The organism is Shinella sp. (assembly GCF_049651085.1).
Taxonomy (GTDB): Bacteria; Pseudomonadota; Alphaproteobacteria; order Rhizobiales; family Rhizobiaceae; genus Shinella.
Map to the genome: position 1 here is coordinate 67,444 of NZ_JBASBL010000013.1, position 11,416 is coordinate 78,859.

The following is an 11,416-nucleotide window of genomic DNA, read 5'->3' on the forward strand; positions in this document are numbered from 1 at the left end:
AAACGGCGGCCCGTGGCCGCCGTTCTCCTGGTTCAGCCTTGGGGCTGATCTTTACTGCGACGGACCGTCGTTGAAGCCGACCTTGTCGACCAGTTCCGATGCCTTCTTGCGGTTTGCCGCAATGTCGACGAGCGGCAGCGCGTCGGGCTTCAGCGTGCCGAACGACTTGACGACGTCGGAAGGCTCGGCGCCCGGCAGGACCGGATATTCGTAGACCTGCTCGGCATAGATCTTCTGCGCGGTGCCTTCCGACAGGAATTCCATCAGCTTCAGCGCGTTGTCCTTGTTCGGCGCATTCTTGGCCATGGCCATGCCGGACACGTTGACATGCGAGCCGCGATCGCTCGTATTCGGGAAGAGAACCTTGATGGCGGCTGCCCAGTCCTTCTGCTCCGGCTCCTTCTCGTTGGTCATCATCAGACCGACATAGTAGGAGTTGCCGAGCGCCAGGTCGCATTCGCCGGCGAGGATCGCCTTTGCCTGGTCGCGGTCGCCGCCATCAGGCTTGCGGGCAAGGTTGTTCTTGACGCCGGTGAGCCATTTTTCGGCTTCGGCTTCGCCGTGATGGGCGATCATCGAGGCGATCAGGCCGATATTGTAGGAGTGCTGGCCGTCACGGGTGCAGATCTTGCCCTTCCACTTCGGGTCGGCAAGCTCCTCATAGGTGATCTCGTTCTGCGCGACGCGCTCCTTGGAGGCGTAGACGACGCGCGAACGCGTGGTCAGGCCGAACCAGTCGCCTGCCGGATCGCGGTACTCTGCCGGGATATCCTTGTTGATGACGTCGCTCTGGACCGCCTGCGTGACGCCGCCTTCCTTGGCTTCCGTCAGGCGTGCGATGTCGACCGTCAGGATGACGTCGGCCGGCGAGTTCGCGCCTTCCGCCTGGATGCGCTCGACAAGGCCCTTGTCGAGGAAGAGCACGTTGGTCGTGATGCCGGTTTCCTTCGTGAACTCTTCGAGCAGCGGCTTGATGAGGTCAGGCTGACGGTAGGAGTAGATGTTGACTTCACCATCTGCATGAGCGGGTGCGGCAAGCACCAGGCCAGCGGTCGACAGGGCAAGGGCGGTAAGGGACGTCTTGAGCAGTTGCATCGGAGCCTCCTGGTGCGTTATTCTTAACTGCGAAAGTCGTGTTTAACTGCTTGCTCCTCACAGTCAATCGCTCGGCCGCCTTTTTAACATGAATGTGAATTTCCGGTTTTTGGAATTGTTCTAAACCGCGATGTGTCCTATATGTGATCCGACTTGAAAACCGGACTCGGAGTTTCCCATGCGCCTGACGAAGCAAACCAACTACGCCGTGCGCATGTTGATGTACTGCGCTGCGAATGGCGACAAGCTCAGCCGGATCCCGGAAATCGCCAGGGCCTACGGCGTTTCCGAGCTGTTCCTGTTCAAAATTCTCCAGCCGCTGACCAAGGGCGGCATCATCGAGACCGTGCGTGGCCGCAATGGCGGCGTGCGCCTGCCCAGGCCGGCGTCGGAAATCACGCTGTTCGACGTGGTGCGGGTGACCGAGGATTCCTTCGCAATGGCGGAATGTTTCGAGGCGGGCGAGATCGAATGCCCGCTGGTCGACAGCTGCGGCCTGAATGCGGCGCTGCGCAAGGCCTTGAACGCCTTCTTCGAAGTGCTCCAGCAATACACGATCGACGACCTCGTCAAGGCGCGCCCGCAGATCGGCATGCTGCTCGGACTCGAAAACGCGATCGCCCAGAAGCCGGCGGCCTGACGCCGCCGCGCGTTCAGATCCCGGCGCCGGCGTCGCGGCTCACATATTCCTGCAGGATGAATTCGATGGCCGTCGGGTCGAGTTCGGCCTTGTCGATACGGAAGTCGACGCCGTAGTCGTCAATCTTCTGGAAATAGGCGTCGTTGATCGACGAGGAAATGACCCCCACGGGACCGATATAACCGGCGCGGCGCAGCTCCGGCACGGTTTCCCGAAAATCCGCTTGCGGCTGCAGCCGGTTGTCCATCAGGACCATGTCGAGCCGCACGCCCGATGAGCGGATGAAATCGAGCGCGCCGTCCACCGTTTCCACATAATGCAGCGTGATCGCATAGCTTGCGACCTTGCGCATCAGCGCGCTGAGAATGACGTTTTCCGCGGGATCGTCATCGACGAGCAGGAGATGCGCTTGTGCTGTCATGGTGGTCGTTGAACCTGATTGTATCCGGGACGCGGCGGCCCTGAAAAGCAGGGTTACTCTCATCCAGGCCGCATATGTTGACAAGTCCCTAACTCTGCTATCCCGGCGCTGCGGGGCTTTTCTTGCCGGCGTTACTGGATGATCTGCTCACGGATCGCCTTGGCGACCATCTGGGTGCGGTTGACCACGTCGAGCTTCTTGAGGATCGTCGCCGTGTGCGAGTTCACCGTATGCTCCGAGACGGAAACGATGAGAGCGATTTCGCTTGCGGTCTTGCCATAGGAAATCCAGCGCAGGATTTCGGTTTCGCGCGGCGTCAGGCCCATGCCGGCCTTGTTGGAGAGAACCTTCCTGTAGAAATAGTCGAAGGTGCAGTTCGCCTCGTAGCAGATCCTGAAATGCTCGTTGCGGCCGATGTCGTCGCCATCCCCGAGGAACAGCACGACGTAGCGCATGCCGGTGACCGAATGCACCGGAACGGACAGCACCATGTCGAAGCCGATCTGGTCGACGAAGTCGAGGCCGTCCATGCTGTCCTGCGGGAGGTCCGAGGCCCGCCAGACAGTCGAGATCGTGGATTTGTAGAAGCTCTTGAAGATCGCGGAATCGTTGAGGCGGTGGCGCTTGTCATAGGCCTCGGCGAGACCGGCCGGCAGGTCGTGCAGCACCAGGCGGTTGGCGAGCAGGCTGGTCTCGTGCTCGTTGGTCAGCTGGAGCACGCCGAAGTGCTCAAAACCGTGGTGGAGCGCCATGGTGTGAAAGATACGAAAGAAATCGACGCGATTGAGGGCTTTCTCAAGATCGCCTTCAAAATCGTATCGCCTGAAATGTCTGTTCAACACGGGCATGTGGACTAGCCCCCCGGATCCCACGACGCAATCTAGCGCCGCAGCTTTTAAGGGCAAAGGGTTTTGCAGGACAATTTCGCAAGGATACGGCATTTTCTTGTCGGGTGAATCTATAGGCAATTGATAATGAAGAGGAAAATCAAAGAAAAGCTGTCTGATGCTTTTGTCGCCCCGTGCCTGCACTGAGCAAGCCAGCAACGCGGTGCTACCCTTATTGGTGGTGGCTTTGGGTATGGTCGCAGTTGTGCCGGAATCAGGTCGGACGAGGATTGATGATCGTCTAAAAGTGGCGCAGGCGCTATTTTTGCAGTGTTTTCTAATGCTGTGGAGAATAATGTTGCCCGGATTTTTCCGTTTGGACAAATTTGTTTGCGGACTTATTGCAATCCAGCGGCAAATGTCGTTCCATCCGCGCAAGGCCGGGGCTGGAACGCACCCGTGCCCGCACAAGAGAACAAAAAAGTAAATCTGGGAAGCTCACTATGAAAAAGCTGACTACTCTTATCGCTGCGACGGCGCTTGCCTCGCTGATGGCCTCTGCTGCCTGGTCGAAGACCTTCGTCTACTGCTCGGAAGCATCGCCGGAAGGCTTCGATCCCGGTCTCTACACCGGCGGTCAGACCTTCGACGCAGCTGCGCACACGGTGTATAACCGGCTGGTGGAATTCAAGCGCGGCACGACGGAAATCGAGCCTGCGCTGGCCGAAAGCTGGGACATCTCGGCAGATGGCAAGGAATATACGTTCAAGCTTCGCAAGGGCGTGAAATTCCAGACGACCGAGTATTTCACGCCGACGCGTGAGCTGAACGCCGATGACGTGATCTTCTCCTTCGAGCGCCAGTACAAGGAAGACAATGCCTGGAACAAGTACGTTCCGGGTGCCTCCTGGGAATACTTCGCCGGCATGGGCCTGCCCGATGTCATCGAAAAGATCGAAAAGGTCGACGACCTGACGGTCAAGATCACGCTGAAGCGTCCGGAAGCACCGCTGCTGGCCAACCTCGGCATGCCCTTCATCTCGATCGTATCGAAGGAATATGCCGACAAGCTTCAGGCTGACGGCAAGATGGAACTGATGAACCAGCAGCCGCTCGGCACTGGTCCGTTCTCCTTCGTCGCCTACCAGCCGGATGCCGCTATCCGCTACAAGGCCAACCCCGACTATTGGGGCGGCAAGCAGGCGATCGATGACCTCGTCTTCGCGATCACCACGGACGCTGCCGTTCGCGCGCAGAAGCTCAAGGCTGGCGAATGCCACCTGATGTCCTATCCGAACGCGGCTGATGTCGCCGAGCTGAAGGCCGATCCGAACCTGCACATCTCCGAGCAGGCCGGTCTGAACGTCGCCTACCTCGCCTACAACACGCTCGTTGCGCCGTTCGACAAGGTCGAGGTCCGCAAGGCCCTCAACATGGCGATCAACCGTCAGGCCATCGTCGATGCGGTCTTCCAGGGTGCGGCAACCGTCGCGAAGAACCCGATCCCGCCGACCATGTGGTCGTACAACGACGCCGTCGAGGACGACAAGTTCGATCCGGAAGCAGCCAAGAAGATGCTCGAGGATGCCGGCGTTTCCGGCCTCAAGATGAAGATCTGGGCTATGCCGGTCGCGCGTCCGTACATGCTGAACGCTCGCCGTGCAGCCGAACTGATGCAGGCGGACCTTGCCAAGGTCGGCGTCGAAGTCGAGATCGTCTCCTACGAATGGGCCGAATACCTGAAGCTCTCTTCCGCCAAGGACCGCGATGGCGCGGCCATCCTCGGCTGGACGGGCGACAATGGCGACCCGGACAACTTCCTTGACACCCTGCTCGGTTGCGACGCTGTCGGCGGCAACAACCGCGCGCAGTGGTGCAACAAGGAATTCGACGACCTGATGACGAAGGCCAAGGAAACCTCCGACATTGCCGAGCGCACCAAGCTCTATGAAGAGGCCCAGGTCATCTTCAAGCGCGAAGCGCCCTGGAACACCCTCGACCATTCGCTCGCGGTCGTTCCGATGAGCAAGAAGGTTTCGGGCTTTGTCCAGTCTCCGCTTGGCGACTTCGTCTTCGAAGGCGTGGACATCACCGAGTAATATCGGTTAACGAGAAGGCGCGCCGCAAAGAGCGTGCAATGGCCGGCGGCCCGGAGAGATTCGGGCCGCCGGTTTTTCTAAAAAATGAAGGGATTGGCTCCCATGTTGCGTTTTATCGTCGGACGGCTTGCCGTCCTGATACCCACATTCCTTGGGGTATCGCTCATCGCGTTCTCCTTCATTCGACTCCTGCCGGGCGATCCGGTCATGCTGATGTCGGGTGAACGCGTCATGTCTCCGGAACGACACGCAGAGCTTATGAACCAGCTCGGTCTCGACCGGCCCATGTACATCCAGTATTTTGACTATCTCGCTGGTCTCCTGACGGGAGATTTCGGCTCGTCGATCGTGACCAAGCGGCCGGTGCTGGATGACTTCCTGCAGCTCTTCCCGGCAACGCTGGAACTTGCGCTCTGCGCCATCCTCGTGGCCGTGCTCCTCGGCATTCCCGCCGGCGTCTTCGCCGCGGTCAAGCGGGGGACCTGGCTCGACCAGTCGATCATGGGCGTCGCCCTTGTCGGCTATTCGATGCCGATCTTCTGGTGGGGCCTGCTGCTGATCATCTTCTTCTCCGGCTATCTCGGCTGGACACCGGTCTCGGGACGCATCTCGCTGATGTATTTCTTCCCGCAGGTCACCGGCTTCATGCTGATAGACAGCCTGCTCTCGGGTCAGGCGGGCGCCTTCAAGTCTGCGGTGACCTATCTGATCCTGCCGACCATCGTGCTGGCGACGATCCCGCTTGCGGTGATCGCGCGCCAGACCCGCTCGGCCATGCTCGAAGTGCTGGGCGACGATTATGTCCGCACCGCCCGCGCCAAGGGGCTCTCGCCCTTCCGCGTCATCGGCGTGCACGCGCTGCGCAATGCGATGATCCCCGTGATTACCACGATCGGCCTTCAGGTCGGCGTGCTCCTGGCGGGCGCCATCCTCACCGAGACGATCTTCTCCTGGCCGGGCATCGGCAAGTGGATGGTCGACAGCGTCTTCAAGCGCGACTATGCCGTGGTGCAGGGTGGCCTGATGCTGATCGCCGCCGTCATCATGATCGTCAACCTCGTGGTCGACCTGCTTTACGGCTGGGTCAACCCGCGTATCCGGCACTAGGAGGCGGTCCATGAGCACTGTTTCGAACGCGGCCGACACCAAGACGGGCGGCACGCCGCCCTCCGGCCTTTCCGAATTCTGGTTTTACTTCTCGCGCAACAAGGGCGCCGTCATCGGCCTCTTCGTTTTCCTGGTCATCCTGTTCGTTGCGGTCTTTGCGCCTTTCGTCGCGCCGCATAGCCCGAGCGTCCAGAACCGCGAGCTTCTGCTTCTGCCGCCGGTCTTCCAGCAGGGCGGAACCTGGGGGCATATCCTGGGGACCGACGCCGTCGGCCGCGATATCTTCTCGCGTCTCATCTACGGTGCGCGCTTCTCGCTGTTCATCGGCCTCGTCGTCGTGACGCTGTCGGTGGTCTCGGGCGTTCTCATCGGTCTCGTCGCGGGCTATTTCCGCGGCAAGGTCGATACGTTCATCATGCGCATCATGGATATCATCCTGGCGTTCCCCTCGCTGCTGCTCGCCCTCGTGCTGGTGGCGGTTCTGGGACCGGGCCTGCTCAACGCCATGATCGCCATTTCGCTCGTCAACCAGCCGCATTTCGTGCGTCTGACGCGTGCGGCGGTCATGACGGAAAAGTCGAAGGATTATGTCGTCGGCTCGCAGGTTGCGGGTGCAGGCACCCTGCGCCTGATGTTCCTGACGATCCTGCCGAACTGCCTGGCGCCGCTCATCGTGCAGGCGACGCTGGCCTTCTCGGCGGCGATCCTCGATGCGGCAGCCCTCGGCTTCCTCGGCATGGGCGCCCAGCCGCCGACGCCGGAATGGGGCACGATGCTTGCCGAGGCGCGCGAATTCATCCAGCGCGCCTGGTGGGTCGTCACCTTCCCCGGACTTGCCATCCTCGTCACCGTGCTTGCCATCAACCTCATGGGTGACGGCCTGCGCGACGCCCTCGATCCCAAGCTGAAGAGGTCGTGATGTCGCTTCTCGAAATCAAAAACCTCACCGTCGAATTCCAGACGGCATCCGGCCCCTTCCGTGCCGTGGACGGCGTATCGCTGAAAGTCGACGAGGGCGAGGTTCTCGCAATCGTCGGTGAATCCGGTTCGGGCAAGTCCGTCTCCATGCTCGCCGCCATGGGCCTCCTGCCCTGGACGGCGAAGGTGACGGCGGACGTCCTCACCTTCAACGGCCGCGACATGAAGGCCATGTCCGACAGCGAGCGGCGCAAGATCATCGGCAAGGATATCGCCATGATCTTCCAGGAGCCGATCGCCAGCCTCAATCCGTGTTTCACGGTCGGCTACCAGATCGAGGAAGTGCTGCGCATCCATACCGATCTGAACCGCAAGGCCCGTCGCGACCGTGCGATCGAGCTGTTCCAGCTCGTCGGCATCCCGAACCCGGAAGAGCGCCTCGGCCATTTTCCGCACCAGATGTCCGGCGGCCAGTGCCAGCGCGTGATGATCGCGACCGCGCTTGCCTGCAATCCGAAGCTTCTCATCGCCGACGAGCCGACCACCGCGCTCGACGTGACGATCCAGAAGCAGATCCTCGACCTCCTGATGAAGCTGCAGGCCGAACACGGCATGGGCCTCATCATCATCACCCATGACATGGGCGTCGTCGCCGAAACCGCGGACCGCGTCATCGTGCAGTACAAGGGGCGCCAGATCGAATCCGCTGATGTCCTGTCGCTCTTCGAAAGCCCCAAGAGCGTCTACACGAAGGCTCTTCTGTCCGCCCTTCCGGAAAATGCCGTCGGCGGACGCCTGCCGACGATCACGGAAAAGCTGACCGACGCCGAGATTTTTGCGGGAGCCGTCCGATGACCCCAGTTCTCGAAGCACGCAATCTCAAGCGCGACTATCATATCCCCGGCAGCCTGTTCAAAGCGGGCAAGACCGTTCATGCCGTGAAAGGCGTGAGCTTTACGGTCGAGGAAGGCAAGACGCTCGCCATCGTCGGCGAAAGCGGCTGCGGCAAGTCCACGCTTGCCCGCATGGTCACGATGATCGATCAGATCACCGAAGGCGAAATGCTGATCGACGGCCGCAAGGTCGATATCGCCAGCGAGCCGCTGACCTCGGAAATGCGCAGCAAGGTGCAGATCGTCTTCCAGAACCCCTATGGTTCGCTCAATCCGCGCAAGAAGATCGGCGACATCCTGACGGAGCCGCTGGTCATCAACACGAAGATCCCGGCGGACGAGCGGCGTGACCGCGCCATGGCCATACTGAAGAAGGTGGGACTGGAAGAGAAGCATTACGGGCGTTACCCGCACATGTTTTCCGGCGGCCAGCGCCAGCGCGTGGCGATCGCCCGCGCGCTGATGCTCAATCCGCGCCTTCTGGTGCTCGACGAGCCGGTTTCGGCGCTCGACCTGTCGGTGCAGGCCCAGGTGCTCAACCTGCTCGCCGACCTGCAGGACGAGTTCCACCTGACCTATGTCTTCATCAGCCATGACCTTTCGGTCGTGCGCCACATCGCCGACGACGTGATGGTGATGTATTTCGGCGAGGCGGTGGAATATGGCAGTCGCGACCAGGTCTTCGAAGACCCGCAGCACAGCTACACCAAGACCCTGTTCGCCGCGACGCCCCGCGTCGACGTCGAAGCCATCCGCGCCCGCGTCGAACGGCGCAAGCGCGTCGCCTGACCATATGCCACCCCGCGACTGGCGCTCGTCGCGGGGTGGCCCCTGAAATTCCCACCTGACAGGAACGAGATATGGACATCAAACGTTTTGAAACCGGCCCGCGCATGAGCCAGGCCGTCGTGCACAATGGCACCGTCTACCTGGCCGGACAGGTCGGCGAGGCGGGGTCCGACGTCACCGAGCAGACGAAGCAGGCGCTGGCTGAAGTCGACCGCCTGCTGGCGCTGGCCGGCACGGACAAGACCCGCATCCTGTCGGCCCAGATCTGGCTTGCCGACATGGCCGATTTCCCGAAGATGAACGCGGTTTGGGATGGCTGGGCGCCGCAGGGCCACACTCCGGCCCGTGCTACCGGCGAATCCAAGCTGGCGACCCCGGACTATCTGGTCGAAGTCATCGTCGTCGCCGCCGTTTGAGCGGCTCCACGGCTGAAACGGAAAAGGCCCGCTCGCGCGGGCCTTTTGCATTTGTTCTCACGGTTCAGGCCGATTTCGCCAGTCGCGCCTGCTCGTCGAAGAAAAGCGCCTGGCTGATCAGCGCCTTCACCATATCCGGGTTGAACGGCTTGGTGACGAGGAAGGCCGGTTCCGGCTTTTCGCCGGTCAGGAGCCGCTCCGGGAAGGCCGTGATGAAGATCACCGGGATCGTGCTGTTCTTCAGGATGTCGTTGACAGCGTCGATGCCCGAGCTGCCGTCGGCGAGCTGGATATCCGCCAGCACCATGCGCGGCGAGGTGCGGCGAAAGAGTTCGACCGCCTCCGAATGGGTGCGCGCGATGCCTGTCACGGTATGGCCGAGACCCTTCACCATGTCCTCGATGTCCATCGCGATCAGCGGCTCGTCCTCGATGATCATGATATCGGTGGCGACCTGGCTGGAAATGTCGCGGGAGGCCTCATCGAGCAGCTCGGTGAAACGCTCTTCCGAGACATCGAGAATGTCCGCGCCTTCGGCAATATCGAAACCTTCGACGGCGACCAGCAGGAAGGCCTTGCGCTCCGCCGGAGGCAGGTTGGCAAGGTTGGCGGACGCCTGGCGTTCCCAGCCGAAGGGCGAGGTGTTTTCCGGCAACGTCACGTCCAGGTTCTCGAAGAGCGTGCAATAGAGCCGGTAAAGTGCGTTTCGGTCGCTGCGCCCCTCCGGGTAGAGTGTAATATCTGCGACGAGCGCTTCCAGCATGGCGGCGACATAGGCGTCGCCCGACGTCTGGGAACCCGTCACGGCACGGGAAAACCGCCTCAGATAGGCGAGATGCGGTGCGATACGGGTGGAAAGTGACATTTCGTTCTCCCTGAATATGTTCCGTATCGGAACCGTTTCCGCTAGAGTTCACCTTGCGGAAACCTATTGCTAGCATGCTAAGTGTGACTTGCTATGGGTAATCTTGGGCAAAAGGAAGATAGCGGGCGGCACGCGATGGAAACAAGACCATGATCGAGCCCAGCAAAGACAAAAGACGTGGCGGCGGCAATGCTGCCGCCGGGGCCGCCTTTGACCCGAATGGCCCGGTTGGCCGCAAGCTCAAGTCCTTCTATGACGTGATCGAGACTGAACCCGTGCCCGATCGCCTGCTCGATCTTCTGGAGAAGCTTGACGAGGCCGAGCGCAAGGCCGGCGGTAATCTCTGAAGGCATCCATCTTCCACTTCAAGACGTCAAGAAACGGGCCCGAGGGCCCGTTTCTTGTTTCGGTCGATTGTCCGGCGGCTAACGGCAACGGGCCTCGTAACGGCGGCCGTAGCGGTCACGATAGATGCAGTAGCCGCTGCGGTCGGACCGGGCGATGAGGTAGCCCGCAGCGCCGCCGACGGCCGCGCCCACGAGCGCCCCGCCGGCACGGCCGGTAACGACGCCGCCGATGACCGCGCCGGACGCCGCGCCGATCGCGGTGCCGCGCTCGGTTTGGGTGCAGGCGGTGAGCGTCACGGTGGAGGCGACAAGAGCAAGCGCGATGATGATGTTCTTCATGGTTGCGGTTCCTGGCTGGTTGTCGGGATCAGATGCGTCCCATGAGGACGAGGATTAGAAGAATGAGGACGATCAGGCCCAGCCCGCCGGACGGGCCGTAACCCCAACCGCGACTGTACCCCCAATTTGGCAGCGCGCCGATCAGAAGCAGGATAAGAAGGATCAGGAGGATGGTGCTGAGCATCTATGCGTCCTTTCACGTCCGGTTCGCCGTCGAGCGATGGTTGGTAACGCCGAACGACGAATTTGGTTCCTGAAAATGTGACAGGCGCCTGCGGCCGCAGGAAGCGTCGGCGGGGTCACCCCGCCGCCGGCAGGGCTCTCGTCGCGCTCTGTAACAGAGAGGTGCCGAGCGCCTGTGGTCCGTCGCGGCCGTCTCTTGCCATGATCGGCGCACCGGATTGGGGGGGGGGCTGAACCGGCAGGGGAGGGGGGAGGATATCCATTGGCGCTCCTTTCCCGCGGGAAAACCGTGCGCAAGGACGGGCCGACGCGCGAATTTCCTTTTTCACAGGGCGATCCAGATGTTTTTACACGCAAAACGGTCCCTTCCTGTCAAATTTTACCACCTGGACAAGATTTTTGGTTTGGTTTTGGGGTGCGGGGTTTGTTGCGGGTTGGAAAATTGAGATATTATTGTTTAAAATCAGTGAGTTGTAA

15 protein-coding genes are annotated in these 11,416 nt (G+C 61.1%); 9 read left to right on the plus strand and 6 right to left on the minus strand.

Annotation, left to right across the window (positions count from 1 at the left end):
- Positions 1-51: 51 nt before the first annotated feature.
- Entirely contained in the window at positions 52-1,095 is a 1,044-nt protein-coding gene (locus WA950_RS07930; RefSeq protein ID WP_424551157.1) for a Fe(3+) ABC transporter substrate-binding protein, read from the minus strand.
- Positions 1,096-1,273: 178 nt separating this feature from the next.
- Between WA950_RS07930 and rirA the strand changes: the two genes are divergently transcribed.
- Positions 1,274-1,735 (plus strand): iron-responsive transcriptional regulator RirA, encoded by a 462-nt coding sequence (gene rirA / locus WA950_RS07935; RefSeq protein WP_424551158.1) that lies wholly within the window; start codon positions 1,274-1,276, stop codon positions 1,733-1,735.
- A gap of 13 nt (positions 1,736-1,748) precedes the next feature.
- Here the strand turns inward: rirA and WA950_RS07940 are convergent, their stop codons facing one another.
- Together WA950_RS07940 and WA950_RS07945 are read right to left on the minus strand one after the other, a co-directional pair.
- Complete coding sequence (locus WA950_RS07940; protein ID WP_424551159.1) at positions 1,749-2,156, minus strand: response regulator; 408 nt, start codon at positions 2,154-2,156, stop codon at positions 1,749-1,751.
- Between the two features lie 131 nt (positions 2,157-2,287).
- Entirely contained in the window at positions 2,288-3,004 is a 717-nt protein-coding gene (locus WA950_RS07945; protein ID WP_424551160.1) for a helix-turn-helix domain-containing protein, read from the minus strand.
- A gap of 482 nt (positions 3,005-3,486) precedes the next feature.
- Here WA950_RS07945 and WA950_RS07950 point away from each other — a divergent pair, with 482 nt between their 5' ends.
- The 6 genes from WA950_RS07950 to WA950_RS07975 all read left to right on the plus strand — a co-directional run bounded on the left by WA950_RS07950 (position 3,487) and on the right by WA950_RS07975 (position 9,205).
- Positions 3,487-5,082, plus strand: coding sequence for an ABC transporter substrate-binding protein (locus WA950_RS07950; protein ID WP_424551161.1), 1,596 nt, complete (start codon positions 3,487-3,489; stop codon positions 5,080-5,082).
- Positions 5,083-5,184: 102 nt separating this feature from the next.
- Positions 5,185-6,189 (plus strand): ABC transporter permease subunit, encoded by a 1,005-nt coding sequence (locus WA950_RS07955; protein ID WP_424551162.1) that lies wholly within the window; start codon positions 5,185-5,187, stop codon positions 6,187-6,189.
- Between the two features lie 10 nt (positions 6,190-6,199).
- Positions 6,200-7,108 (plus strand): ABC transporter permease subunit, encoded by a 909-nt coding sequence (locus WA950_RS07960; RefSeq protein WP_424551163.1) that lies wholly within the window; start codon positions 6,200-6,202, stop codon positions 7,106-7,108.
- Positions 7,108-7,962: an ABC transporter ATP-binding protein gene (locus tag WA950_RS07965; RefSeq protein WP_424551164.1), complete on the plus strand. Its 855-nt coding sequence runs from the start codon at positions 7,108-7,110 to the stop codon at positions 7,960-7,962. Before WA950_RS07960 ends, WA950_RS07965 begins: the two co-directional genes overlap by 1 nt.
- Complete coding sequence (locus WA950_RS07970) at positions 7,959-8,789, plus strand: dipeptide ABC transporter ATP-binding protein (RefSeq protein WP_424551165.1); 831 nt, start codon at positions 7,959-7,961, stop codon at positions 8,787-8,789. The genes WA950_RS07965 and WA950_RS07970 overlap by 4 nt, the downstream gene beginning before the upstream one ends.
- 71 nt (positions 8,790-8,860) lie before the next feature.
- Positions 8,861-9,205 (plus strand): RidA family protein, encoded by a 345-nt coding sequence (locus WA950_RS07975; RefSeq protein WP_424551166.1) that lies wholly within the window; start codon positions 8,861-8,863, stop codon positions 9,203-9,205.
- Positions 9,206-9,269: 64 nt separating this feature from the next.
- Here WA950_RS07975 and WA950_RS07980 read toward each other — a convergent pair whose 3' ends face one another.
- Positions 9,270-10,070, minus strand: coding sequence for a response regulator (locus tag WA950_RS07980; protein ID WP_424551167.1), 801 nt, complete (start codon positions 10,068-10,070; stop codon positions 9,270-9,272).
- 149 nt (positions 10,071-10,219) lie between these two features.
- Here WA950_RS07980 and WA950_RS07985 point away from each other — a divergent pair, with 149 nt between their 5' ends.
- Positions 10,220-10,417, plus strand: a complete 198-nt coding sequence (locus WA950_RS07985; protein ID WP_424551168.1) for a NepR family anti-sigma factor — start codon at positions 10,220-10,222, stop codon at positions 10,415-10,417.
- Positions 10,418-10,495: 78 nt separating this feature from the next.
- On the opposite strand, the gene WA950_RS07990 is transcribed toward WA950_RS07985, so the two are convergent.
- Positions 10,496-10,756, minus strand: coding sequence for a YMGG-like glycine zipper-containing protein (locus tag WA950_RS07990; protein WP_424551169.1), 261 nt, complete (start codon positions 10,754-10,756; stop codon positions 10,496-10,498).
- Positions 10,757-10,784: 28 nt separating this feature from the next.
- Entirely contained in the window at positions 10,785-10,940 is a 156-nt protein-coding gene (locus WA950_RS07995; protein ID WP_424551170.1) for a DUF3309 family protein, read from the minus strand.
- 261 nt (positions 10,941-11,201) lie between these two features.
- Here WA950_RS07995 and WA950_RS08000 point away from each other — a divergent pair.
- The coding region (locus WA950_RS08000; protein ID WP_424551171.1) for a hypothetical protein at positions 11,202-11,416 on the plus strand (215 nt) is incomplete at its 3' end.